Origin of the sequence: Thermoplasma volcanium GSS1, assembly GCF_000011185.1 — an archaeon.
In the GTDB taxonomy this organism is placed as follows: Archaea; Thermoplasmatota; Thermoplasmata; order Thermoplasmatales; family Thermoplasmataceae; genus Thermoplasma; species Thermoplasma volcanium.
Window position 1 is genome coordinate 254,501 of the sequence record NC_002689.2, and the last position, 25,722, is coordinate 280,222.

The 25,722-nt window shown below is 41.0% G+C and carries 26 protein-coding genes and 2 tRNA genes; 15 read left to right on the forward strand and 13 right to left on the reverse strand.

Annotated features, from left to right (window positions below; genetic code table 11):
• Positions 1-41 precede the first annotated feature (41 nt).
• From fdhF to TVG_RS01280, 5 genes are all read left to right on the forward strand, one after another.
• Positions 42-2,996 carry a formate dehydrogenase subunit alpha gene (fdhF, locus tag TVG_RS01265; protein WP_010916499.1) on the forward strand — a complete coding sequence of 985 codons (2,955 nt, stop codon included), beginning with the start codon at positions 42-44 and terminating at the stop codon, positions 2,994-2,996.
• 4 nt (positions 2,997-3,000) lie between these two features.
• Positions 3,001-3,171, forward strand: coding sequence for a hypothetical protein (locus TVG_RS08425; protein ID WP_156769040.1), 171 nt, complete (start codon positions 3,001-3,003; stop codon positions 3,169-3,171).
• Positions 3,146-3,460, forward strand: coding sequence for a DUF1641 domain-containing protein (locus tag TVG_RS01270; protein ID WP_083755821.1), 315 nt, complete (start codon positions 3,146-3,148; stop codon positions 3,458-3,460). Before TVG_RS08425 ends, TVG_RS01270 begins: the two co-directional genes overlap by 26 nt.
• The gene (fdhD, locus tag TVG_RS01275; protein ID WP_010916501.1) at positions 3,457-4,296 is read left to right on the forward strand and encodes a formate dehydrogenase accessory sulfurtransferase FdhD; all 840 of its coding nucleotides are present in this window, start codon (positions 3,457-3,459) and stop codon (positions 4,294-4,296) included. The genes TVG_RS01270 and fdhD overlap by 4 nt, the downstream gene beginning before the upstream one ends.
• Positions 4,297-4,362: 66 nt before the next feature.
• On the forward strand, positions 4,363-5,658 hold the full coding sequence (locus TVG_RS01280; protein ID WP_010916504.1) for an MFS transporter: 1,296 nt from the start codon (positions 4,363-4,365) through the stop codon (positions 5,656-5,658).
• Positions 5,659-5,957: 299 nt separating this feature from the next.
• Here TVG_RS01280 and TVG_RS01285 read toward each other — a convergent pair whose 3' ends face one another.
• A complete protein-coding gene (locus tag TVG_RS01285) occupies positions 5,958-6,716 on the reverse strand; it encodes a class I SAM-dependent methyltransferase (protein ID WP_010916505.1) in 759 nt (252 codons plus the stop codon).
• A gap of 230 nt (positions 6,717-6,946) precedes the next feature.
• Positions 6,947-7,019, reverse strand: a tRNA-Val gene (locus TVG_RS01290).
• Positions 7,020-7,141: 122 nt separating this feature from the next.
• Between TVG_RS01290 and TVG_RS01295 the strand changes: the two genes are divergently transcribed.
• The 3 genes from TVG_RS01295 (at position 7,142) to TVG_RS01305 (ending at position 10,027) form a co-directional block, all read left to right on the forward strand.
• Complete coding sequence (locus TVG_RS01295) at positions 7,142-8,302, forward strand: RNA-guided endonuclease InsQ/TnpB family protein (RefSeq protein ID WP_241760299.1); 1,161 nt, start codon at positions 7,142-7,144, stop codon at positions 8,300-8,302.
• Positions 8,303-8,378: 76 nt separating this feature from the next.
• Positions 8,379-8,849: an HIT family protein gene (locus TVG_RS01300; protein WP_241760300.1), complete on the forward strand. Its 471-nt coding sequence runs from the start codon at positions 8,379-8,381 to the stop codon at positions 8,847-8,849.
• 35 nt (positions 8,850-8,884) lie between these two features.
• Positions 8,885-10,027, forward strand: coding sequence for an MFS transporter (locus tag TVG_RS01305; protein ID WP_010916508.1), 1,143 nt, complete (start codon positions 8,885-8,887; stop codon positions 10,025-10,027).
• Here TVG_RS01305 and merA read toward each other — a convergent pair.
• Together merA and TVG_RS01315 are read right to left on the reverse strand one after the other, a co-directional pair.
• Positions 9,989-11,404 carry a mercury(II) reductase gene (merA, locus tag TVG_RS01310; protein ID WP_010916509.1) on the reverse strand — a complete coding sequence of 472 codons (1,416 nt, stop codon included), beginning with the start codon at positions 11,402-11,404 and terminating at the stop codon, positions 9,989-9,991. The genes TVG_RS01305 and merA overlap by 39 nt on opposite strands.
• A complete protein-coding gene (locus TVG_RS01315) occupies positions 11,394-11,618 on the reverse strand; it encodes a heavy-metal-associated domain-containing protein (RefSeq protein WP_010916510.1) in 225 nt (74 codons plus the stop codon). Before TVG_RS01315 ends, merA begins: the two co-directional genes overlap by 11 nt.
• A 68-nt stretch (positions 11,619-11,686) precedes the next feature.
• Here TVG_RS01315 and TVG_RS01320 point away from each other — a divergent pair, with 68 nt between their 5' ends.
• Complete coding sequence (locus tag TVG_RS01320; protein WP_048053918.1) at positions 11,687-12,139, forward strand: HPP family protein; 453 nt, start codon at positions 11,687-11,689, stop codon at positions 12,137-12,139.
• A 1-nt stretch (position 12,140) separates the two neighbouring features.
• Here TVG_RS01320 and TVG_RS01325 read toward each other — a convergent pair whose 3' ends face one another.
• A complete protein-coding gene (locus TVG_RS01325) occupies positions 12,141-13,220 on the reverse strand; it encodes a site-2 protease family protein (RefSeq protein ID WP_010916512.1) in 1,080 nt (359 codons plus the stop codon).
• 540 nt (positions 13,221-13,760) lie between these two features.
• Positions 13,761-14,867, reverse strand: a complete 1,107-nt coding sequence (locus TVG_RS01330; protein ID WP_010916513.1) for an MFS transporter permease — start codon at positions 14,865-14,867, stop codon at positions 13,761-13,763.
• Positions 14,868-14,959: 92 nt separating this feature from the next.
• On the opposite strand from TVG_RS01330, the gene TVG_RS01335 reads away from it, so the two are divergent.
• Positions 14,960-16,171, forward strand: a complete 1,212-nt coding sequence (locus TVG_RS01335; RefSeq protein ID WP_010916514.1) for an MDR family MFS transporter — start codon at positions 14,960-14,962, stop codon at positions 16,169-16,171.
• Positions 16,172-16,174: 3 nt separating this feature from the next.
• On the opposite strand, the gene TVG_RS01340 is transcribed toward TVG_RS01335, so the two are convergent.
• Positions 16,175-16,780 (reverse strand): 2,3-diphosphoglycerate-dependent phosphoglycerate mutase, encoded by a 606-nt coding sequence (locus TVG_RS01340; protein WP_010916515.1) that lies wholly within the window; start codon positions 16,778-16,780, stop codon positions 16,175-16,177.
• A 128-nt stretch (positions 16,781-16,908) separates the two neighbouring features.
• On the opposite strand from TVG_RS01340, the gene TVG_RS01345 reads away from it, so the two are divergent.
• Positions 16,909-16,981 (forward strand) — tRNA-Thr (locus TVG_RS01345).
• A 30-nt stretch (positions 16,982-17,011) separates the two neighbouring features.
• On the opposite strand, the gene TVG_RS01350 is transcribed toward TVG_RS01345, so the two are convergent.
• Positions 17,012-18,283 (reverse strand): alkaline phosphatase family protein, encoded by a 1,272-nt coding sequence (locus TVG_RS01350; protein WP_010916516.1) that lies wholly within the window; start codon positions 18,281-18,283, stop codon positions 17,012-17,014.
• A 200-nt stretch (positions 18,284-18,483) separates the two neighbouring features.
• Here TVG_RS01350 and TVG_RS01355 point away from each other — a divergent pair, with 200 nt between their 5' ends.
• Entirely contained in the window at positions 18,484-19,401 is a 918-nt protein-coding gene (locus TVG_RS01355) for a carbamate kinase (protein ID WP_010916517.1), read from the forward strand.
• Here the strand turns inward: TVG_RS01355 and TVG_RS01360 are convergent.
• Together TVG_RS01360 and TVG_RS01365 are read right to left on the reverse strand one after the other, a co-directional pair.
• Positions 19,388-20,041, reverse strand: coding sequence for a phosphoribosyltransferase (locus TVG_RS01360; protein ID WP_010916518.1), 654 nt, complete (start codon positions 20,039-20,041; stop codon positions 19,388-19,390). The genes TVG_RS01355 and TVG_RS01360 overlap by 14 nt on opposite strands.
• Before the next feature lie 162 nt (positions 20,042-20,203).
• Positions 20,204-20,533: an NUDIX domain-containing protein gene (locus TVG_RS01365; RefSeq protein WP_010916519.1), complete on the reverse strand. Its 330-nt coding sequence runs from the start codon at positions 20,531-20,533 to the stop codon at positions 20,204-20,206.
• Between the two features lie 666 nt (positions 20,534-21,199).
• Between TVG_RS01365 and TVG_RS01370 the strand changes: the two genes are divergently transcribed.
• Positions 21,200-22,264, forward strand: a complete 1,065-nt coding sequence (locus tag TVG_RS01370) for a polyprenyl synthetase family protein (RefSeq protein ID WP_010916520.1) — start codon at positions 21,200-21,202, stop codon at positions 22,262-22,264.
• On the opposite strand, the gene xerA is transcribed toward TVG_RS01370, so the two are convergent.
• Positions 22,261-23,112: a site-specific tyrosine recombinase/integron integrase gene (xerA, locus tag TVG_RS01375; RefSeq protein ID WP_010916521.1), complete on the reverse strand. Its 852-nt coding sequence runs from the start codon at positions 23,110-23,112 to the stop codon at positions 22,261-22,263. The genes TVG_RS01370 and xerA overlap by 4 nt on opposite strands.
• A gap of 90 nt (positions 23,113-23,202) precedes the next feature.
• Here xerA and rpe point away from each other — a divergent pair, with 90 nt between their 5' ends.
• Positions 23,203-23,838, forward strand: a complete 636-nt coding sequence (gene rpe, locus TVG_RS01380; RefSeq protein WP_010916522.1) for a ribulose-phosphate 3-epimerase — start codon at positions 23,203-23,205, stop codon at positions 23,836-23,838.
• On the opposite strand, the gene TVG_RS01385 is transcribed toward rpe, so the two are convergent.
• Positions 23,816-24,802: an alcohol dehydrogenase catalytic domain-containing protein gene (locus TVG_RS01385; protein WP_010916523.1), complete on the reverse strand. Its 987-nt coding sequence runs from the start codon at positions 24,800-24,802 to the stop codon at positions 23,816-23,818. The two genes, rpe and TVG_RS01385, sit on opposite strands and share 23 nt — an antisense overlap.
• A gap of 72 nt (positions 24,803-24,874) precedes the next feature.
• The gene (locus tag TVG_RS01390) at positions 24,875-25,390 is read right to left on the reverse strand and encodes a hypothetical protein (RefSeq protein ID WP_048053919.1); all 516 of its coding nucleotides are present in this window, start codon (positions 25,388-25,390) and stop codon (positions 24,875-24,877) included.
• Positions 25,391-25,568: 178 nt separating this feature from the next.
• Between TVG_RS01390 and TVG_RS08250 the strand changes: the two genes are divergently transcribed.
• Positions 25,569-25,718 (forward strand): 50S ribosomal protein L40e, encoded by a 150-nt coding sequence (locus TVG_RS08250; protein ID WP_010916525.1) that lies wholly within the window; start codon positions 25,569-25,571, stop codon positions 25,716-25,718.
• Positions 25,719-25,722: the final 4 nt, after the last annotated feature.

Genomic DNA, 25,722 nt, shown 5'->3' on the forward strand with positions numbered 1-25,722 from the left:
GTGCAAACTAGGGTAAATGCACCTTGTTTTAAAATTAGGAGTTGATAGTTGTGGAAGTTGGTGAAGTTATAGAGTTTTATGCTGGCAGTAAGTCGCTCAAAGGAGAAAAAAATCAGACAATATTGCAAGCGCTTTTGCTAAATGGTATCGATATTCCACACATATGTTACCATCCAAGCCTTGGCCCTATAAACACTTGCGATACATGCCTTGTAGATATGAACGGAAAAATTGTACGTTCATGTTCCACTTATTTAGAGCAGGGAGCCAAGATAGATTACAATTCAAATAGGGTTCTAGAACTGCAAAGGGAAGCTGTTCAAAGAATGCTGCACAATCATGACTTGTACTGTACGGTCTGCGACAACAACAACGGAGATTGCCCTCTTCACAATGCTGTACATGACCTTGAAATAGATAACCAGAAGTATCCCTACGAACCAAAACCGTACCCTGTGGATGATTCTAATCCGTTCTACGTCTACGATCCGAATCAATGCATATTATGTGGCCGATGCGTTGAGGCATGCCAAGACGTACAGGTCAACGAAACCCTGAGTATAGACTGGAGCAGGGAAAGGCCAAGAGTTGTGTGGGACAACGACGTTCCCATAAATGAATCTTCGTGCGTATCGTGTGGCCATTGTGTTACTGTTTGCCCTGTTAATGCGTTAATGGAAAAGACAATGTTAGGCAAGGCCGGTTTCCTCACAGGTTTAGAAAAGAATACGAAGCAGAAGATGATAGACGTGGTAAAATCTATAGAGCCAGAAATAACAATGTCTCCAATAATGGCCATAAGCAACATCGAATCAAAGATGCGCTCCAGCAGGATAAAGAAGACAAAAACAGTCTGTACATACTGCGGAGTAGGCTGCTCCTTTGAGATGTGGACAATGGGAAGGGAAATTTTAAAGGTTCAGCCGCAGCCTGAATCACCAGCGAACGGGATATCTACATGCATAAAGGGAAAGTTTGGCTGGGACTTTGTTAACAGCAAAGAAAGGCTAACAAGCCCCCTAATAAGGGATGGCGAAAGGTTCAGGAGGGCTACATGGGAAGAGGCTTTGGATCTAGTGGCAAAAAAGCTAAGGGAGATAAAGGACAAGTATGGTGGGGATGCCATAGAGTTCATAGCGTCCTCGAAGGGCACTAACGAGGAAGCGTATCTAATGCAGAAACTGGCCCGCCAAGTATTTGGTACGAATAACGTCGACAACAGCTCTAGGTTCTGTCAGGCCCCAGCAACTACTGGCCTTTGGCGCACTGTAGGTTACGGGGGAGATTCCGGCTCTATACAGGACATATACATGGCGGATCTTGTAATAGCCATTGGTACAAATACAGCTGAATCCCATCCTGTACTTGCAACGAGGGTTAAGAGGGCACACAAGCTCAATGGGCAAAAACTGATCGTGTCCGATCTAAGGATGCATGAGATGGCACGGAGGGCAGACTTATTCCTGCATCCAAAGCCAGGGACGGATATCGTATGGCTTAGCGCTGTAACTAAATATATATTGGATAAAGGCTGGGAAGATAAGAGCTTCATCAGGGAAAGAGTAAGTGGCTTTGAAGATTATGTTAAGAGCCTAGAGCCTTTCACAATGGAATTTGCTGAGGAAGCGACTGGTATCAGCAAGGAGACGCTGATGAAGGTTGCTAACATGATACACGAAGCTAAGAACATGGTTATCCTCTGGGCCATGGGAGTTACTCAGCATCAGGCCGGTAGTGATACTTCTACCGCTATATCGAATCTGCTCCTAATAACTGGAAACTATGGGCGACACGGTACCGGTGCATATCCCCTAAGGGGACACAATAACGTGCAGGGGGCAAGCGACTTCGGTGCGATGAATGCTTACTTGCCAGGTTATCAGCCTGTCTCAGATCCAACTGTTAGGAAGAAATTTGAAGATGCGTGGCACTGCACTATACCTGAAAAGCCAGGGCTTGATAACAATACATGCCTGGAAGGGATAATGAATGGAAAAATAAGGGCAATGTATGTAGTAGGAGAAGAACTGGTAGAAACTGGATCGGATTCAAACTTCATCAGGGATCAACTTGAAAAACTTGATTTCCTAGTTGTAGAGGATCTATTCCTCTCTGAAACGGCAAAATATGCTGACGTAGTTCTTCCTGCTTCTGCAAGCCTTGAGAAGGAAGGCACCTTCGTAAACACAGAGAGGAGGATACAGAGAATATATGAGGTTATGGCTCCGCTGCCAGGTACTAGGCCAGATTGGCAGATAATACAGGATATTGCAAACAGGCTTGGGGCTAGATGGAATTATGGGCATCCATCTGAAATAATGGAAGAGGCGGCTTCTCTTTCGCCAATATTTGCAGGAGTTAGGTATGAACTCCTTGAAGGCTTCAAAAGTTTGCAGTGGCCAGTACGTAGCGACGGGAAGGATTCCCCACTGCTCTATGAAAAAGAATTTAACTTTCCAGACGGCAAAGCAAGGCTCTATCCGCTCAAGTACAACCCGCCGCTTTCATCGGGCTTGGAATTTGATCTGCACCTTAACAACGGAAGGCTGCTGGAACATTTCCATGAGGGAAATGAAACGTACAAATCGCCAGGGATAAGATCTAAAGTGCCAGGTACGTTTGTCGAAGTCTCTCCTGATCTAGCCAAAGAGCGTGGACTGGAAACAGGCGACTTGGTTAGGATAACCTCGGAGTATGGGAGTATAAAGGTAAGCGTCCTTGTATCGGACAGAGTTTCAGGGAAAGAGCTGTATATGCCCATGAACGCGTCTGGAGATTCTGCAGTAAACTTACTTACAGGACGCTTAATGGATCCGACTGCACACACACCCGCCTACAAGGAGGTGTCTGTGAGGCTCGAGAAGATAACGGGCAAGAGAGGTCCGCCTCCGCTGCCATCAACGAATCCGAGAAATGCCATACCGCACCCACAGATAGGCGTACAGGTTGAGAAAAAATGGGCCAGAAAGGATTACGTTAAGCTTACTACGGAGTGATGACATGGCAAAGATGATAGATAGCATTGAAGATTCAAGCATAAGCCAAGAAAGCGAAGGTTTCTATAATATAATAACGGAATACAGGAGTGAAATTGAAGCAATCCTTGAGCTGGTTGGAGTAGCAAAAAAAAAGCGGAGTATTAGATATGATCAAGGCCATTATGGAACATAAAGCAGACGTTGTAGGGGTTGCAACGGAAGAGATTTATAAGGAAAAAAACCAGAATTTTTTAAGAAATATACTCACAATTTACACACTTTTGAGCTCAATTGATTCTGAGAGGCTGAGAAAATTCATGGAAAATGCAGCTAAATCCATAGAAAGCGCGGATAAGCTGAAAGCGGAGGGATCATTGAGCCTATTGAAGATAGGATCACAGCTAAAAGATCCGGATGTAAGTGCAGGTGTAAGGGTCTTGCTCTCAGTTGCAAAAGGGTTTACAAAGGATGAAGAAAAGTGAAAGCTGCAACTCACTTGAATGGTTTAACGAGTCATCGTACATTGAAGCGCATAGATAGCTATGGTTGGCTAGAAGCCGAAGATCAAGTTGCACAGGAAGAACCGCTTGAGATCAAATTTAGAATAGGCAGCGACAAAGAGAAGAGTGCTGGTATTGTTATGAGAACGCCAGTACACGATGATTGGCTTGCAGTGGGATTCCTATACAGTGAAGGCATACTTCATGATAGGCGATGGATAAATGGCATAGAAGGTGTATCAATAGAGGGAAAAGCTCAAGATAATATAGTAACTGTAAACATAGATCCTAGAAACGGTTCTTTTGATCCTGATTACAGGGAGAGATTTGTAAATTCATCATGCGGCATATGTGGCAAGTCAACTATAAACGGCATCTTCCTCAGGATGGGAAAGATTAAAAGAGACAACATCAAAATCGATCCTGGCGTCATAGTTTCACTGCCTGTAATAATGAAGGGCATGCAGCAATTGTTTTCGAAGACAGGCGGCATACATGCTGCAGCACTTTTTTCAGCAGACGGGAAACCTATCGTAACTGCAGAAGACATTGGCAGGCATAATGCAGTGGATAAAGTCGTCGGTTTTTCATTGATCGAAGGGATCGACACATCTACCTTAATTCTACAGGTCAGCGGGCGTGCAGGTTTTGAGATAGTGGAAAAAGCAGCTATTGCAGGTATACCAGTTATATGCTCGGTTTCAGCTCCTTCGAGTCTCGCAATAGAAGTGTGTGAATCGCTTGGCCTTACCCTTATATGCTTTGTGAGGGGAAGTAGTTTCAATGTCTATACCCACGCTGAAAGGATAATGATTTGAAGCTAGGAATAAGAATGTTTGCTCTATGATAATATCATTAAGCACTAATTCCTCTGGGGAGTAGTTTTGGTAGAGAACATAACAAAATTTATCCTCCACAACGAAAGCAGGATGGGATATTCAATAGCCATTATCGTTTCGGCTAGTATTTTTCTAGATGTTTGGGATCTGGCATCCTTATCCTTTGTTATAACATTTTTTCGGTCTTATTTCTATCTCAGCGGATTAACTCTGAGCGTAGCCGTTAGCTCCGCAAATATAGGAGCGGTAATGGGTTCCATTTCTGGGGCATACCTTGTAGAGAGATTCGGAAGGAAAAGGATGCTGTTATCGAACATGCTTATATTCTTTGCATCTTCTATTGCGATAGTATTTTCTCCTTCTATTTATTTAGTTATCCCTTTCAGGATTTTGATGGGTTTTGGTATTGGGAGCGATGTAGTAACCGGATTTACGTACATTTATGAATACGCAAATGAAAGACAGAGGCAAACATTCTATCCGCTCTGGGGATATTCGTTTTCCGCCATAGCGATCCTTGCAATAGTTGTGGTCTTTGTTTCACACTTGTTCGTAACATGGGATCAGCTGTGGAAAATAGTCTTCATGATAGCGGCGATATTCTCGGTTTCAATGCTTTTTTTGAGGTACAGGCTTATGGAAACGCCGCTTTGGCTCTACCTTAACAGAAAGTATTCCGAACTGGAAAACGTTATGGAAAAGGCCTATGGGAAAACAATTCTTTCCTTAAGCGATCCCCCTTCGAGAGAACGGATATTCGGAGATTCTCTCAAATTTTTGCGCTCTAAACGAATGGCCTTTGTCTTATCATTGAATGGCATAGTTGGTTTCATCGGTTGGGGCTTCTCCTTCTACGTTACGTATATGCTTTCAGCGCTGCACCTCTACACATTCAATTCCATACTTGGAATAGATATGATAATCTATGGATCAGCTCTTATAGCGGCTTACATTTCTGGTTATATTAGTAAAAGGTTCGGCGTATACAAGTCTACAGTCGTTCCATCTGCATTGTCTGTAGCTTCTCTCTTGGCGCTTGTTATGGTCTTCCTTGGTTACCTCCCTCAATTGTTTGTTGTGCCACTTATCATAGCGGTCATATTCTTTGACTATTTGGGCCCAATGGCCTATAATGCAGTATTGAACATATACGTGAATCCGGAGACAAGAAGTGCTGCGAACGGCATGAACTATATGGTCAACAAAGTGATAGAATCGGCAAGCGGACTATCAGCAGGTATGATACTCATTGAATTCGGCCTAGGAATTAATACACTTATGCTTACCATTATAGCGGGTGTTCTATTTGTTTTCGCAGCTTATTTCGGGCGATCCCTGTAAAATTAATAGCTATAGGTTAAAAACACAATAAATTATTGCAGACGTTCGTTGGTCGGTGCTGCAGTTATTTAGCGATATGCTACAATACGTATCATTTTTCTTTTTACTGTTAAGCTACTTCTAGAACAGAACTTCCGTTGCTCAAATGCTGATATGTACAAAATAGCATTAACAGGGGATTAGATCATACGTCGAATTGCAAAGAAGTTTGAATGACCAAAAACATAGGCATGTGGCATTTTATATAATTCGCTGCGAGTGTGATGTACGGAAAAGAAATGCATTAAACTATACGCCGTTTATGGATTAAGTTTTCCGACAAACACTTTTGTTATGTACCTTATTCTGACTTTGCCGTCTACACTGAAGGCATTAAAGGCGGTTTCAAGGGCTTTCATAGCAGCCTGAAATTTTGGATATTCCTGTGTTATACTGTAAAAAGTGGATAGGTAACGACCTTTTAGCCCTTCAAGGTCGAGCTCTTGGTAGTTTTGATACTGATAATAGTCGTAAGCCCAGTTGAAAAATTGCGGTATAGTATCAGGTGGTAAACCGGTACTTCCAGTTCCTTGGTAGTTCTTGCCGTAGGCCGACACTATCTTTTCGTACTCCGCAGTAAAACCGTCATCTATGTCTCTATCATTCCAAATAAGCACTACCATGTACGGTGCTGTAAGTATCCTCCTAAACTCCACTTTTGCTTTATCGGTGTCAAACCAATGGAAAGATTGGCCAGCGCTTATAACATTTACACTGTGATCCTCTAGACCAGTATTTTCGGCACTTCCTCTCACAATAATGGCATTTCCAAATGAACTAAGCTCATCCTTGGCGAATTTAAGCATTTCTCCATTTGGATCTATGCAGTATACTTTGTTTCCATTTTCAAGGAACATTCTTGCTAGTATACCTGTACCACAACCAATGTCAGCAATCACCATTTCCTTTTTCAGTCCGTATTTATCAGTTAGCATCTTTACTATTCCTACTGGATAACTAGGTCTAAATTTGGAATAGTTTTCTGAACGTCCTGTAAAAAGCCGATCACTAGATTTCATCGATCTTAATTCTGTATGACTATTTAATTATATATGTATCAGAATTTTTCAATATTAACTTACATATTTGGCAAATATGCCGAATTGAAAATCCATGTGTGATCAATTTTCAACAATAAAATACTTTTTATTTTTCATTACCTCATGTTTTCATAGAAGTTGTGAACTGAGCGTATAAGCAAAGTATGAAAAAATTGTATGCCGATACACTTTGCTTACCATTAATGGAATGGGCCTGGCCGGATTCGAACCGGCGATCTTCTCCGTGTGAGGGAGACGTCGTAGCCACTGGACCACAAGCCCGCAACGCTATATACTTAGGTTGAATAAAATCTTTTCAATCTAGGGACATTTGCAAATTTTAGTTGATCTATTAATCCTTTGACCTGTAAGTAAATTTATGTATGATAGTGGTATATGTATTTGTGTACGCTTTCAAGGCCGTAAAACAGTATTTCTATCCTTCTGATAACCTGAAGGTGCTTATGCATAAGTTTACTGATATGGTCAATTTCACGATAAATATTATGATTGAGAAGAATCTTACATCAAGAAATTCTGTATCGAATGAAGTTTATCATAAACTTAAGGAATACGAGATACCTTCGTATTATTATATAGAAGCCATTAACAAGGCAGTTGCACTTGTGAAGACATACAGGAAGAGATTGAAGAAAAAGCAGAAGGCAACCGTGCCTCACGTCGAGAAACCAATGCTATCCACATATTATGGGTTTAAGATAGTTGGCGGAAACCTAATGATCCCAATAGCCAATAGGGAATACGAAAGCATACCACTGAATGCATATGTAAGAGATGCAACATCGATGGTGAAAGTGCATTCTTTTGCTTTGTCGGCGTACACACTCTCTCTCACCATAGGGAGGGATGTCGATGCTATTGAATGCACCACTACAGTCGGTGTTGATCGGAATTTAAGGAATGCAACAGTAGGGAATGAATTCCATCATGAAATATATGATCTCTCAAATGTCGTTGAGATCAAGCAACGCTACAGGAAGAAGGAATCCCATTTCCACAGGAATGACAGGAGGATTCGAGAGAAGATTTTATCAAAGTATGGAAAGAGGGAAAGAAACAGGGTAAAGCAGATCATGCATGAAACAAGCAAGGCAATTGTCGCTAACGCATCCACGAGAAAAGAGATGATTGTCCTTGAGAACATTAGGGGAATAAATAAGATTACAAAGAAGGGCGATGGAAAAGGGAAGGATTACAGATTCCTTCTTAAGAATGCATTTCCATATGGGATGCTTGCATCCCAGGTAATGTATAAGGCATCATGGGAAGGCCTTCCTGTCATAGAGCTGACAAGAAAGGAAACAAGGAACACCAGCAGGATGTGCTCGGTATGTGATACTCTGGCCAGAATAGAGCATGGCAGGATCCTGAAGTGTGATTCCTGCGGTCTTGAGATAGACCGTGATGTGAATGCATGCATAAACATTGCATTCAGGTATCGGACATGTCTGAAACGATCCCATAAAGGCCTGCCAGGTGAAGCTGTGAAGCAGTCAAAAGATGTGGAGCAGATGGCAGGAAGCCAAATATCAACGGATATTTGAAAAAGCCAATCTAGGAAAATAGCATAAATTTTCAGAGCATGGATAAAAAATATTAACGTATTAACGATATTTGTATGTGCCTGGGAAACAGCTGACGCTATTCGATGAAGAAAACGAAGTTGTAAAATGCAAGTTCTGCGATATCATCTCAGGAAAAATAGCGTCTAATGTAGTTTATTCTGACGAACATTTCATAGCTTTTCTTGATCACAAGCCGCTCTTCAAAGGCCATACTTTGCTTGTTCCAAGAAAGCACTTTGAAAATATATACGAAATGGATGAAGAAACATCATCAAAGTTGATGCACGAAGTTCAACTTATATCAAGGGCCGTTGAAATAGCTACCTCTTCTGATGGTACCTTCATAGCAATAAATAATAAGGTAAGCCAGAGCGTTCCGCACGTACACGTACATATTGTGCCTAGGAAGCAAAAAGACGGGCTTAAGGGGTTCTTCTGGCCAAGGCAAGAATATGGTGAAGGAGAAGATAGAGAATATGCCAACAAAATCAGAGAGCAGATAGAAAAAATTTCTTCTACAAGGTAGGATCAATTTTTTCATATATGAAATAATTCAGTAGTGTGAGGAAATTATTCCCGTTAATCATTGCTAGTTCTTCGTTCTTTCTCAGCTATTATGTTAGGCTCTCATGGTCAATTCTCTCAGTTTATATGCCTTTCCGGCCTACTATAGAAGAGGAAGGCCTTGCATTTTCCCTTTTCTTTGTTGGCTACGTTATAGTGCAGATTCCCTCTGGTTTCGTATCAGACAGGTTTTCCGGTGGCTGCGTCATTGGTATTGCACTTATAGGAGTAGCGATATCTGCTATACTTTCTTCTTTGTCCAAGAATATAACTGATGAATATCTGTCAAGCATTCTAATGGGCTTTACTGCTGGATGGGTGTATCCTGCGTCTATAAACGTAATGAACCACTATTATAAAGATAGAAGAAGCGTTTATATCGGATATTACAGCATAGCTTGGCCTTTGGCAATAGTTATTTCGGGCCTTGTACTGCCAACGATTGCTGTGAGAATAGGCTGGCAGTGGGGCTACTATACATCTGCCATGGCAGCAGTAGTGGTTGCAATCGCTGCGTTTAAACTCAGAACAGAGAAAGCAGGGTACAGCATAGATTTTTCGCTGATCAAGGACAGGAACGTTCTGCTTCTTTCTCTGGGTGGACTTTTATTCTTCCTCTCTTACTGGTCCCTGACCCTCTATGCTTACAAATACTTTGTTGGCATGGGGATAGATCCCCTAATATCGGGTTTCATATTTTCGGCCATGGCTATCTCCGGCCTTTTCTCTACACCGGTATCAGGATTTTTGATTTCAAGGTTAGGTCTTAAGCCTTCGGTAATAATATCTTTAATAATTTATGGATTGCCTATAATGAGTTTTGCAGAAGTTAGATCAGCCGCTGTGCTTATTTTGATATCCCTCCTTATGGGCTTCTTTAGATTCATAATAACACCAGGAAATTCCGACCTAGCCATAGAAATCGGCCGGGAACGTGCTGGAAGTGTCTCTGGAATAGCAAATATGTTCTGGCAGTCTAGTGGCATAATAGGTCCTCTCGTCTCTTCGCTGATTATAACTTCCGTGGGTTTTAATGTGCTTTGGATTATACTTGCGGCAATAGTGATTTCCTCTTCGGTTCTCTATTACATGATCGGATCTTCACTCCATGCAGCAGCTCATCATGGTGATATCTCTTGAAAATGATTGGGTTGCAAGTTTTAAGCCTTCATTTTCAGTTGGAAACACGTGAACGGTGTTTATCAGATCATCGGTCTTAAATCGTTTCGATAAGATGGCAGAAGCCTCGTTTATAAGTTCGGGTGCATTCTCAGCAACTATCTGTACGCCAACAATTTCCTTGGTATCTGCTTCCGCTACTATATTTATTATTCCCTCTCTATTAGCATGTATCCTCTCGCTTGCCACATCCTTAGTTGATATTCTCCTCGCTTCGGTCTTTATTCCAGCCTTAGTAGCCTCATCCTGAGTATAACCAACAGACGCATAACCAGGGCTGCAGAAAACAGCAAACGGCACATTGAATATATCGATTGTTCGCATCGCATGGTTGAACATGTTCTCGGCTGAGATGAAGCCTTCTCTTGCAGCCAAGGTTTCTAGCTTATACTTCTGATCAACAACATCGCCGGCAGCATATATCTTCCGATTCGACGTCCTCAGGTATTCATCTACTGCAATCCCTCTTTTGCTGTATTTTACACCTGTCTTTTCTAAGGCCAGATCTATGTTTGGCGCTCTACCGGTTGCTACGAGTATTTCTTCTACCTCTAACGTATCGTTTATATTTGTACCATTTAATTTTAGGTATTTTTTGCCCTCTCCTCCAGACACCTCATCCACTGAAGTGGATGTATTGATAACCATACCATCCTCTCTTAAGGACCTCTCAATGATGCTTGCCATATCAGCGGGTATTCCTGGCAAGATCTGATTAGAGACCTCAATTATATGTACTTCAGATCCAAGCCTAGACAGCGCTTGCCCGATCTCTACTCCAACCGCTCCGCCTCCTAGTATGGCTATGCTTGCCGGAACATGTTTCAGTTCCCAGACACTGTCGGTTGTTATGTAACTTGTTTCATTTAAGCCTTTAATTCCCGGGACATAAGGTCTAGAGCCTGTTGCAATGAGCACGTTGTAGCCAAACAATGAATGCGAAGAATCTACTAGTATTTCCTTTTCTCCTGTAAAAACTGCAGTTCCAGTGTAAAGATCAATGTTTTCATACGATTCTACCACATCTTCGTACTTCTTCTTCCTCTCGCCGTGAACTGATTCGCGTATGAAATCCATTATAACCTCGGTCTCGGGGGGCCTTTCAACTGATGGAAGTCCAGGGTACCTTGGTTTGAGAGAGTTCTGAAAGCTGTTGGAAATGGATATAAGCAATTTTGACGGGACGCAGCCTGTGTTAACACATGTCCCTCCTAATGGCCCATTTCCAACCATGGCTATTCTTGCCTGCCCAGAGGTTATCTCACTGGCCCTTATGGCAGCAGAGAATGCTGCGGCTCCACGTCCAACTATAACTAGATCGTATTTTTCACTCAACATCTCTCACCTCGCCTCTGTACCTGGTTTTTTTGAAGACCTCAGCATCTTCGAGCTTCTCTGGATCAACACTATCATCTACCTTTACTACAGCGCTGCCGTCTGGGAGACTCACACTAACCCATAGTACGCCGTCGACAGATTTCAGCCCTTTCTCTACAGTGGCAACACAATCATTGCAGGTCATTCCATATATCCTCATTTTTATGGTTTTCATAATAGTACATTTCTCTATTCTATTTATAAGGGAAAGTAAAAAAAAGTTTACTTGTATAACCGCATAACATGAATCGTTGGAAAAACATCTTATCTTTTCTTGCGATATTTGGAATTATAATTGTTTGGACTTATGTGTTTAGGTTAGCGTTATTGGCCCCGCCATTTGCTGTTTCAGCTTACCTAATATCTGTAGAGCACCGTGGCAGATTCTCTAAACCAGATTCCTTGATAGTATCGTATGTAGCGGTAATACTGAGTACAACATTATTACACATACTTCTAGGAACAGGCGTTATACAACTGTATCTCAACGTTGTAATAATTTCTATCTTGATAACATTTACAAGGTTTAAGCATCCACCTGCAATTGCACTGGCTGTTTTCTCATACATAGAACATAACGATGTAAAGTTTGTAGAATCAAGCATAATAATTTTAATAGTGTTGTGGTTAGCCGATCTCATACATCACCATTATGTATTTCTGGCTGATGAAAGTGAGGATAAAGAAGGCAAATAACTTAAGCGGGCTTTATAGGCACTATTGTAAACGTTAGTATGAACATAGCTAGTGAAACTATTCCTAAAACTATGTCAAGTTTTGATATTTTAGAAAAGTCATTGAGTGCAGGAGGATGTACAAGCCCTGTGAATACCACGAATATAGCTATTATCCACCATCCCGTATAGAAGAAGCCTATACCGAACAGAAAAGCTAAAAAGACGTAAGATAGCACGTTTGCCCTATTTCCAAGAACACCTCTGAGTATGTGGCTTCCGTCGAGCTGTCCTGCAGGTATTAAATTCATAGCCGTTGCAAACATGCCCACCCACACTGCAAAAACCATCGGGAAGATAGGGCCCGTAAAGTTGGTATGAAGCCCTAGCAATTGGTATATAAGAGGGAACGTAACCTTGAATGGGATGTAATAAGGGGGAATAGGCTTTATTACACCCTGAAAGTAATCGGCAACAAACAAGAGCGGAAGTGCAGTGAGAAAACCAGCAATAGGGCCAGCAGCCCCAATCTCTGTCATGGCTTTTCTATTAGGCAGAGGATCGCGGAGCGATATAAAAGCACCGAATGTGCCTATACCTACAGGAAAAGGAATAAAGAAAGGCAGCGACGCCTTCACGTGATGCCTTTTTGCAACCAGAAAATGCGCACTTTCGTGAATCCCGAGGATAAGTAAAAGCGGGGCCGAAAAGAACAAAAATCCATACGCCCAAAGCCTAAGTTCGTAGAAAGATCCTCTCGGAACAAAATTTATGGAATACTGGGAACCAACGTACATTGTTGAAAGTATTGTTGCAACAAGGAGTACTACGTTTACTATGTTACCAAAATAACGCTGCTTTGGCCTTCTGGTTACCTGTATAAAATTCTCTCCGTCTCTTGAGAGGAATGGGATAAAGCCCTTATCTACAAGCTCTCGCCTTATATAATCAAAACTGGCATCTATGCCTTCGTTATCGCTATCAAAAAAGTAGAATTTAACTGATACTGGATCAACGATTATATCATACACTTTTATTTTCGAAGTTACGACCTGAACGATATACCTTAGATCTTCACTCTGCACTTTTATGTTAGGTTCCATTTTTACCTTCCTTAAACGTTAAACATCTTCCCCGGAAGTAACGAGATGCATTCACGTTTCATGCACACTGACCCTCCGGGGACTTCTTTGCCTGCCTCTGATCGGATCATCATCGAATGCTACGCCACATATTCTCGGTTCGAGGCCCATGGCCAGGCAACCTTTTGTCTCACGTCGTCGTTACCAATCATAGTTCATGGAACTAGATGATGAGACATAGTCTATATTAAAAATTGATTTAATTACTTTTACCTTTTAATTAATATATCGGAGAATGTACGATCTTTGTATACCATGCTGGTAAAATAGCGTCTACTTACGTAATCTATTTTGATGCCACCCGCATGTTACATCACCATTTCAAAAAATCAGGAGGATAGCTATGGCATTCTTTAAGAGAAGGATATACATTTAAATTTCATAGACTACAATGTACTAACAAAAGAACCCTTACAGTATTAGAGTAAATAACTGCTGAAAGTGGATATTGGCTTTGAAAGCGTAAGTCTAAGATCGTTGGGAATGGAAGTATAACGCAGGTCATTCGTGATTTCTTAAACTCCTCTTATGGCCAAAGCTGTGCATGTGAGAACCTAAAGATATCCTTGAAAAAGCCAGTGCGAGTAATAAAGTCATTGATAGTAAAGTTAGGGATAGTGAGGAATATCTTGGATATCCTATTACATATACTAAAGTAGGTGTGATGAAACCATTGATAGCAGAAAAGTTAAGCGAAGGGCCTATCTTTTCTGGGTCTATATTGGATGACCTGAGGAAGCCAGGAATAATCGCATTAACAGTTAACCCCATAACAGTAAACACGACCGCTGCTTCAAGGCTGAGGAATATGAAAAAAAATATCGAAGATATTATTGTGACTACCGATGTGACATATATCATGTTTTTGAAACCGTATCTTTTGCCGAGTATCGGGAACACCATGTAAGCGGGAATAGCAACCAAGTATGCTATCAGGCTTTCCACAAAAGCGGTTGAACCTAAAAGCTTAGGTGCTATCTCAAGCACAAAGGCAGGCTCAAATGCAAGGAAATATATCAGAAAGCTGTAAGGGGAAAAATTAAATCCGGTTGAAATGACATGTCCAATTGGCACATTCCTTATAAGCAACCCTAGAAGTGATAAGGGAATTGAAATTCCTGACACTAAGAGTGCGTACTTGAAAGGCATGTACATCGATACAATGGCTGATAAGATCCAGCCAAGAGCCCATCCACCAGTAGTTAGGCCTATGACTATCTGGTTCCTCGTCCTCACAGCAACTTCTACTGCAAAGGATGTGACTATGCCAAACGATATGCCAATTAAGAACCTATCCATTGCCATCATAGTTACGCTTTTTTCAAAAGCCATTGCAATAGAAAGTATTCCTATTGCAAACATCGAATAGGAGAACGGAGTTCCAAGAAACCTGAATTTAGAATAGAGATATGCCCCAAGAAACCTACCTATGAATGGAGAACCAATTATAATGAATACAGTATAATATGGAATCTGAAATTCATTAGATATATATGAAGTATAAAATGCTGGCATTACAAGAATAAATGTTGGTATTGTATAGCCAATTATAGCCATAAGTTCTGATGTATAACCATATTTCCTTACAGTTGGATAATTATTTGCCATTTTTTGCGATATTTTGTACAGATATATAATTGTATCGTTCTAAAATTAATAAATATGTCAAGTTGATATTCAAGATAGTTATTTACCCTCTCATGGCGGTGTTATCTTCAAAGGACCTTATGTTCGAAAACAGGACGTTGTGGGGAGTAAGCACCGCCGCTGCTGTCAGGAGCATCGGGTATGGGGCAACATGGCCTTTTATGGCAGTTTACTTCAACGAATACCTTCACTTGAGCTTAATATTCGTTGGTTTTATATTTACCCTTAACGCTGCCCTATCTATAGTTTTTAGTCTATTTGCCGGCTATCTGTCCGATGTCATAGGGCGGAAATGGACACTCATCTCTGGAAGCGTTGCCGGCTTCATACTTTACGCATTGCTTGCACTCTTAGTCTACAGAGCTGTTTTGATAGCTTCGGCTCTCTTTGTGATGACAGCTTTTTCAGGTTCTCTTGTCTATCCGTCAGCAAATGCGATTGTATCCGACGTAACTACGGAAAAGAATAGGGAGATGGGGTATACTGTATACAGAATAATGGCCAATCTAGGATGGGCAGTAGGTCCACTTATAAGTTCGTTTATATTTAGGTACGGCTTCGAGTTTATATTCCTCTTTGTTGCCGTAGCAAACCTTCTCTCTACAATTGTATCGCTTTTGTATGTGAAAAGAAATGTAAGATACAGAGAAGCTAAAAGGAATTTCTTTGTGGTAGACTACAGGCTTTACCTCTTCAGTATACCTGTATTTCTTCTTATAATGGTCTCTTCTCAATTTTCTGTTACTCTTCCCATATTCGTTGTAGAGGACTTGCATATTGTGGTTTCTAACCTCGGCTATTTCTACGCAGTTAATGGTACAGTTGTTGTTATTGGGCAGTATCCAATATCAAAGTTAATGTCAAGATATCCTGACATCTATGCTCTTGTCTTTGGTGCGATATTTTATTCAATTGGATACCTTATGGTGTCATTTTCGAGGAACCTACCATCTCTAATCATTGACATGATAATAATAACAATAGGCGAAAACTTAACTTCTCCTAATATAAACACGGTTGTATCTAAGATAGCCCCGAAAGAAAGTGTCGGCCAATTCATGGGATTCATAGGTATGGTGAACCAGCTCGCTAGGGCCGCTGCCCCATCAGTTGGTACATTGATACTTTACTCACTGGGCCAACGGCCAGGACTTGTATGGCCAGTTATCGACATATTTGGGATATCAGCAGCAATCCTATTCTTTAGCTTCAGAGGGTTATTTGTTCCGCGCAAACGCATAAGAGGGGCGGCAATGCAAAACTAGCACCTAGTGTCTGCGCGAAACGTATTTTTTAATTTCATCTGATACTATAATTGATCCGATGCTAAGTATCCTTCCAATCTCCACATCTATAAAGGTCATTGAGGCGTTTTTAATTGAGATACCGTATGATTCAGGCTCTCCAAGTTCAAGAAAATACGATATGGCCGCCCTTATTGGGTCAGAATGTGTAGTGTATACATTTATTCCTTCTCTCGCTGCAAGTGCTTCAACAACACGGGTTTGGAGGCTGGTCCATTCTTCCATCTCAAGCTCCTTCCTTATAGAGCCACTTATGTGCCCTGTATATAGTTCATCCCTAAAGTCGCTGGCCCTTCTTCCGCTTGCCTTTCCAAGCCCTATTTCTCGCAGTCTATCGTCAATTACAACTTCCTTTCCAAAACTGCTTGCTATTATCTCTGCTGTTTCTCTGGCCCTGTTTATTGGGCTAGAGTACACATTTTTAATTTCCAGACCTGTAAGCTGATCCCTGGCATGCTCGGCCTGCCTTATTCCGCGCTCTGTTAGTGAATTGCCGTCTATACTGTCTGAGAGTATACCTTTAACGTTTATATCGCTCTCTCCATGCCTAATGAGTATTGCTATCTTCATAATCAGATATGCCCTCTGTTTATTCTTTTTTATCTTTAAAGTTTATCCTGAGGCTCTGATTAACCAGAACAGGCTCATCATTTAGATGGATAAAATAATATATCGTTTTTTGATAATCGTCCTGATACGCCACTGTAGCTCAGTTGGTAGAGCAGCTGACTTGTAATCAGCAGGTCGGGGGATCGATGCCCTCCAGTGGCTTTTTTTGATTGATATTTTTATATGTGGACTTCAGTCCTTGATTATCTGGGAAATTTCTCCGAATGCGATGGGTATCATCATTTCTCTCTCTGACAGGCCGCCATGCATGCCTTTCATTCTGGAATCCCTTAGCCCGGTCATCCTATACCAGATCAGATCATTTCCAGATGGCAAGATCAGCATGTTGCCCGCACGCCTATAAAAGCTATCTGGTACCGCACCTCCACCGAATAATCCGTAATCGAAAGACTCCTGTGTGCTCATAACAAGTGAACTAGCTAGCTTTCTTTTAGTATAATCGATAGTGCTTTCCAGAGCATCGTTTTTAACAAACAGAAACACGTCCCTTGGGCTTCCTACCGGCGGTATCTTGTATCGTCCATCGCTTTTCAAAGAATCGTATAGCTTCCTAAACGAATTTAGGTATATTGTTCTCAGTGGATCAACGTCAATGTGCCCATGATCAGAAGTTATTATTACCAGAGTTCTGCGCCGAACTTCCATTGGAAGTTGTTCAAAAGTTTCCTCTATCATTTTTGATGTAGTCTGCACTTCAAGAGCATACATTTCACTTGATGGGCCGTATACATGGCCAATATGGTCTATATTATCGAGGTAAAAATAGTAATAGTCGTATGCGCCATTGAGTAGATAATTTTTTAAAAGCAGGAGGCCATCCGTTGTGTACGAGTATCCGACCACATCGGATCCATCCTGAATTAGTTTGGTGTACTCTCCATTGACTATGTTTGCCTTTAGGAATGATACGCTTCTGACGCCGTCTTCCTTCATTTTTCTGAATATGGTCTTTCCCTTGAAAAGGTAGGACGGGTTCATGCTATTGAATCTCCTCCTGTATCTTTGCGTAATGGGCCTGTAAGGAAGCGTCAACGCTACAGTCCTAGCTTCATCAAAATAGAGGATCCATTCGAGCAAACCGTGTTCTAATGGAGCGAGTCCAGTATTTATCGTTGTGTTGGCGGCAGCTGTGGTTGAAGGAAATACTGTTGTTATAGCAGCGTAGTAGCCATTATTGATAATTTGCTTGAATATTCCGTTCTTGAATTTATCACTGGCGAAAGTGTCGTATCCAAGGCCGTCAAGATAGAAAAATACTATTTTGTCGTACGACCCTCTAATGTAAGTATATATGTCTTCAGAAAGCACTCTGTTGTTTTTTATACCAAACAAATCCAGGATAGAATTTGGTACGTTCACAAGATTATAACCCTTAAAATTTGGCTTTATCCTGTTTGAATCTATTCTTTCTTCTGATGCTTTGTCATATGTTTCTATGATCATCGTTTAAGGTATGCTGGTATGCTTTAAGTCCTTTAAGTTATTCGCATTTTAGAATTCCATAAATCTAAGGAAATTAATGTATATACATTTGAATAAAAGTCAATTTAGATATATGAAATACTGTATTGATTGATCATATCTTTCATTGCTGAAATTTATATATACGCAAGTAATTCTTAATTTTCCCATTCGGTGAAAACATGGTGAGAATAGTAATAGCTCTTGGTGGAAATGCCCTTTTGAGGAACGGTGAACCCAGAAATTATGAAGTGCAGTACTCACATGCCATTGAGACTTTCAAAATCATAAGAGATATAACCGAAAAAAATGAAACTGTAATAACTCATGGCAATGGACCACAGGTAGGCGATATACAGCAAAGTCATGAGATATCTGGAATAATGGCGAATCTCCATCAGAGCGTAGCTATGTCACAGGGATACATCGGAGAAATACTTGCTAACGCATACGACGAGGTAAGATCGAAATATTCCCTTTCCAAAAGTATATTCACAATAATAACTAGATCAGTCGTAAACCGTAATGATCCTGCCTTCGCCTCACCTGAGAAGCCAATTGGGAGGTATTATTCCGACCAGGAGGTGGATGAGGCAAAGAGGAACGGCTGGGTAATGAAGAAATTCAAGGATGGCTGGAGGCGTGTAGTTCCATCTCCAGAGCCAATTGAAATCCTTGAAGAAAAGGCCATAGAAGAGCTCGTTAGAGAAGGCCACATTCCACTGGCTGTTGGAGGCGGTGGAATACCTGTCGTCAAAGAAAACGGAAGGATCGTAGGAATAGATGCTGTTATCGATAAGGACATCGCATCATCCCTTCTCGCTGCTCAGCTTAAAGCAGATTATTTTATGATATTGACGGACGTAGAAAGTGTTTACGTTAACTTTGGAAAGCCTGATCAAAAGCCACTTGGTCGGATACACTTAAATGAAATAGAAAAATACTATGCTGAAGGGCAGTTTGCCGATGGAAGCATGAAACCAAAGGTAAGGGCGGCGATCAACTTCGTTAAAAATGGAGGAAAGGCTGCCTTCATCACGAATCTTGAAAACGGTAGTGCTGCTTTATCAGGAAAGGCTGGCACGGTTATTGTACCGTGACGTATCTATTATTTTGTCTCTTCATCTTTCCAAAGTGTACTAGATCTTCCAGTATTGTTTCAATATCGAGATTTGATGTGTCCAAATCATAGTCTTGTTTAAGGCTCTCCCTCACCTTATCTATGTCGGCATAGTCGCTTATAGACTTCCTAATCAAATTGTTAAGGTCTTCGTAAACATTCCATGGGAATATAAACCATGCCCAGTTTTTTTCTGTTATAAGTTCTGCGTAGTAGTCTGGAACATACTTAGATCTGTTTATATGTAGCATAGTTGCGCTCTTTAATTCGTCAGGATGCAGAGACTTAATGTAGTTGTAAGCAACGGACATGCTCTCCCCGGTATCGGTTATATCATCAACAACCAGTACTTTCCTACCCCGCAGATCCGTGTCTATCTTTGTCTTTAATACTGCTTCTCCATCTTTTGTGGCTGTGAGTCCCCAATGCTCAGTTTTGACGCTGAGCATATCCTTTACCCAAAGCCTGTCAGAAAGTATCCTTGCGGGAACTACACCCCCTCTTGCGATGCCTATTATCGTGTCAACTTTGAACGTGTCAGCCACATCTCTGCTTATCTTCCCGCACCACCTGTCTATGTCCTCCCAGGTGACCAAGGTTGCCTTGAATTTATTAGCCATATAATCGTAATCGGGTATCATTGTTTAATTTTTTCCCCTGAATCAAGCCTGCACAGGGAGTCTGCTAATTTTGCAGCTCTCCTAATAGCCTCAGCATTTGTATACCATTTAACTTTTTGAGCTGCAGATTCAAAATCCTCCCATTTAAATTCATCGTGTTCTTTAATCTACGTTCCTTGATATGTCTACATTGCAGTCTGGCCTAACCATAACAGCGAAGACCGTTTCGTGAAAGTCCATGTCATGTGCATGAAAGTCAAAGGAATATATGTCTGGATAAACATTAATTATGCATTCCTTGCCAAGCCCAGTTTCTTCTTTAACTTCTCTAATCAGGGAGTCTAAAAGATCTTCGTTCAGCTCTACATTGCCTGATACCGTCTGCCAGAAACTTCCATGCTCCGGCCTATAGTGGAGAATGAGAACTTCCGGTTTTTCTTTACACCTGAATATTACAGCCTGAATCTTCCCTCCAGTCCTAGTGCTAACCATTTTTCGATTATGGTCGCTAAATAGATAGCATTTTCCATGTGCAGCACTTGGTATTTTCGTCTAATGGTTGCTCGCAATTATCACAGGCTGGTATTAAAATAAGCAAATAATGGCCTCACCAAACATCAATGGATGTTTGGCTTCCTGCCATATTCTCCGTATATTTTGGCTGCCTCACTCTATAATACTTTAACGGCTCGTTTCGAACATGTACGAACACTTCTCGCTACATTCGTGTATGCATTAACATCTCTATCGATATTAAGACCATAGTATTCTTTCCTGTAGGCTTTAACGAGTGAGACTGCCATGTTACTTATCTTTGAATAATAATATGAAAGCATCTCGTATTCTTCAAGTTAATTATAAATTTACTTTGATAAAGAATATCTTGATATAATATTTTATCGACAATAATATTCAGCATGAAATTAACCATACCAGTAAATTCGTACATGATATCTTTCAATTTATCAGATAGTAAAAAATACTGCGTTACGGCTTTAGAGACATATATGGATATATACGTCGTTAATGAATCTAGCACAGTATTTTGCGATTTTTATTATTTCACGTAATGAAGGCATTTCATCAAAAAATCAAGAAAAAATTGACAACATCAAATAATGAAAAGTATTTTTAAGTATCAACGTTATACTTAGCTCAATGCAGATAGAATCTCAGAGCCCGACCGACGTCGTTGCTTCGTATAAGGCGAAGATTGATGAAAGCATAAGCCGTTTCTTTGACCGGAAGGAAGAAGAGACAAAGGATGTACTCTCCAAAAGAGTGATAAAAATAATAAGGGACTATACCGAAGGCGGTGGCAAGAGGTTAAGGCCGATTTTTATGATCCTTGGCTATAGGTTGTTTTCGCCTGAAGAAAAGGGAATATTCGATGCTTCAATATCAATAGAATTAGCGCAATCATACCTACTTATTCATGATGATGTTATAGACAAAAGCGATGTTCGTAGGGGAAAGCCAAGCATGCATATACGGCTTGAAGATGCATTTGTAGCGGGTTGTCCGCAAAGTAGATCAACAGCCGAAGGACTGGCAATTGTTGCTGGTGACCTAGCTGAATCTTATGCACATGAGGCTTTACTCAGATCCGGCTTCTACAGTGAAAACTTAGTAAAGGCCGATCTTGAGCTAAGCAAAACTATAGAGATGACTGGGTATGGCCAGTTCCTCGATATCCTCTCAACAACCATGGATGATTTTAATGAAGGCGATTTGATAAGATTGCACTTGTGGAAGACAGCAAAGTATACCTTGGAGGGCCCGCTTGCCATGGGAGCCATACTGAGTGGTACTGAATACGATATAACAGCTCTTCGGGAATACGGGCGAGTTCTTGGCATAGCTTTCCAGCTTAAAGATGATATTTTAGGGTTGTTTGGAGATGAAAAAACAATTGGCAAATCCGTTTACAGCGACGTCAATGAGGGAAAGAAGACCCTTTTGATGATAAAAGCGATGGAGTGGGGAGACAGAGACGACGCAAATTTCATAAGGAAGATGCTCAGAAAGGGAAATGTAACCAATGAGGAATTTGAAAGGATAAAAAAGTTGGTCATGGATACAGGTTCATACGACTATTCTATCAATCTTATGGGTAAGCTTGTGGATAAATCAAAGGAATATTTAGCCAAGGTCTCCGGAGACAACTATGTAAAGAAGATACTTGATTGGCTCTCCGATTATCTCATATCCAGAGATCACTAATACCTTGGCCTATGCTTGAAGTACATGTCCTTCAGTGCATTATCGTCCAAATGGGTATAGATCTGTGTTGTTGCGACGCTTGAGTGACCAAGGATCTGTTGTATAAACCTTATATCACCACCGTTTCTGAGCACCGAAGTGGCAAAGGTATGCCTGAGCACGTGCGGCGTCACTCTCTTATTTATGCCAGCTTCTTGGCTTAACCTTTTTACCATCCTCTCTACCGTCGAAGGGTCATACCTAGATTTCTTGTTGCTTATAAACAAGAAGTCATGCGGGGTTTCGACACTTATTCGCCAGTTAAGGTATTCTTTGAGGGCTGAAACGCATTCATTTGGCATCACAACTATCCGATCCTTGTCTCCTTTCCCAGATTTCACATAGATGATGCCTTCTTGCATGTCAACATCTCCTATTCTCAGGTTGCAGAGTTCCCCGACCCTAATTCCAGTGTATGCTAACACTGAGATTACTGCACTATACTTTACGCTTTTTTTAGAAGCACTCAGCAGCCTTGAAGCTTCTTCCTCGTTCAGATAAACGGGCATGTGCATTGATCTTCTCGGAGGGGTAAGATTAACAGGATACCTAAGGTCCAGTGACTTGTAGAAAAGCTTTATGGCCTTTATTGCAAGATACTGGCTCGCCTTAGAGTAATGTGCCTTTGAAGCGAGGAACGTCTTATACCTTTCGATATCCATGGGCGTAACTTCTGCCGGCGTCTTTCCAACGAAAGCAAGAAACTTTGATACAAGGAACTTATACTCCTTGATTGTGTACTTGCTCTTCCTTTCTCCTACCATATAGGAGACAAAGTTCTCTACGTAACTTTCAGATCCGGCAGGCATGCAGGTATTAAATATCTCAGTGGATAAATACTTTATAGTTGGTCTTCACGCACAGGCAAGTTTAAAATAATAACATAAAATCGCCATGCTATGCTTGTATCGCCATCCATAGTTGCCGCTTCCCTAACAAAATTCCAGGCCCAGGTAAAGGAATGCGAAGATGCCGGGGCTTACTCTTTTCATCTCGACGTTATGGACGGCAATTTCGTGCCAAACATAACTGTTGGTCCTGATTTCTACTTTGCTCTACGTTCGATATCAAAGATACCTATAGACACGCATTTAATGGTTGATAGGCCGGATTATTATTATGAAAAGTTCTTATCTCAGAATGATAGGGTGCTTATACACTATGAAAGCCCGATAAATATAAAAGGACTTATAAAGAAGATGGAGAATGAAGGCGTAAAATATGGCCTTGTTATTAATCCTAATACGCCATTTTCTAAGGTATCAGATCTTTTGGAGAGGGCCGAGATACTACTAATAATGTCTGTATATCCCGGATTTTCAGGCCAGAAGTTTATAGACGTCTCAGAAAAGATAAAGGAAGCCAGAAATTACATAAAGGAAATGGGCCTTCGCACTATGATAGAGGTGGATGGAGGAATAAACGAAAATACCGCAAAAATAGTAAAAAATGCAGGGGCAGATATTGTTGTATCAGCCTCCTATCTATTTTCTGGGGATATAACTGATAGGATCAAGACTCTCTCATCGATATGAGGATCCTGCCGTCGTGAGTTTCACTATAATACTTAAGTGCATCTTTTATCTCGTTTATTTTGAACTCTCTAGCTATTTTTACCCTTAGTTCGTGTGTCTTCATAAACTCTAGAAGGCCACGTAGATCCTCCCTTGTGCCGCCGGTCGATCCTAATATCTTCTTTTCGCCGGTGTACAGATCCGCTATGTCTATAGAACCTTCCCGACCAGTAAGTACGCCAAAAGAAACGAGAATCCCTCTAGTGCGGAGATGCTTAAGGGCATCCCCCCAGAATAAGCTTCCGAGAGGGTTAATGATTATATCGAACTTCATATCAGGTGGAATATTGTCAGGCCTGAAGACTTCGATGGCCCCAAACGATTCGATCCAATCTTTTCTAGAAACAGCGTACACATCACACCCCATCATGGAAGCTAACTGTACTGCAAACATCCCTGTATTTCCTGACGCCCCATAGATGAGTATTGATCTTCCTGGCGAACAGCCAGAGATCCTTATAGCCCTGAAAGAGGTAAGGGCTGCTACGCCTATACTGGCGGCCAGTTCATCACTCGCATCTTCTGGAACCCTAAACACGTTCTTCTCATCTATTTGTACGAGCTGTGAGTAGCCGCCATTTGAAACAACTCCCCATATCCCGCCATTTTCACATAGGTGCTCGTTTCCAGATATGCACTGCGAACATGTACCGTCAAAGATCCTATTGTAAACTATTACTCTTTCTCCCTTCTTAAATGAACCACTATCTTCCTTTACTATTCCGTATACTTCACTCCCTGGTATGTGCGGGAGCGGGTTGAGGCGGTATACTATCTTTCCATTTATTACATTGTAATCTATTGGATTAAGTCCAGCTTTTTTGACTTCTATGATAACCTTTCCCTGCTCTTTTTTTGGTTCGCTTACCTCTTCTACCTTCACGTTTTCGTTTCCTAGTGGTTCATAGACAAAGACAGCTTTCATATTATTAGCATGAACAAGGACATGATAATTTTTTCGGCAATCAATGAAAGAAGAAATATAACGTTATTGTCTTCAAAGTGAAGAGCTGTTCTGAGTGGTATCCCCGATTTTTTCATCAAATACGCGCTTTTGTTTTATTATGTTTACTGTTTCACCTATAAGCAAGCCGGTCGTAAACGAAAGGATAGAATCTACGCTCACTTCGGCCAAGGAATTTCCGGGCATCAAAAATTCAAGAATAACCCTTGAAAATAAAGAAACTGCCCATATTACATAAACTCCTGGAGACCTCCTATAATAAAGAACTGTTCCCCTGTAAAAGAATCTTACAGAAGTTCCAACTCGTACGCCAACTAAGTAGCCTGCTATTATTAGCAATAGTACAGAGTAATAATAGTACTGTGTGGAGAAATCCAACAATACTAGAATTACGGTTAGAAGAGCGTACACAGCTGGTATCCTGAATACTCTTGCTGGTCTATACCGGCGTCCTTTGAAGCTTCTATACGCGGACCGTAATAGTAGCAGCGCAAGTATACCAATAACTATGTATGCAGAGTAATATGGTTGCGCTGTCTCTACTAGCATAAAAAACATAACAGTGATCATTATTTTATTTTTATTATCATTTTCTACCTGATTTTATATAACTAAATATATTTCGCAGCATCTTAAACCGAACCAGCTCAGGTAGATATGGCAAACTGAAATATAGTAGATAGATATGTGTGTGATACGTAATTAATAGTTAACCAGGTGAAAAACAATGGCATTTCCAGAAGCTGTTGAGAGAAGGTTGAATAAAAAAATATGCATGCGGTGCTACGCAAGAAACTCAATAAGAGCTACGCGATGCCGTAAGTGTGGCTACACTGGGCTAAGGCTTAAGAAAAAGGAAAGGTCAGCCGGTAAATGATAGT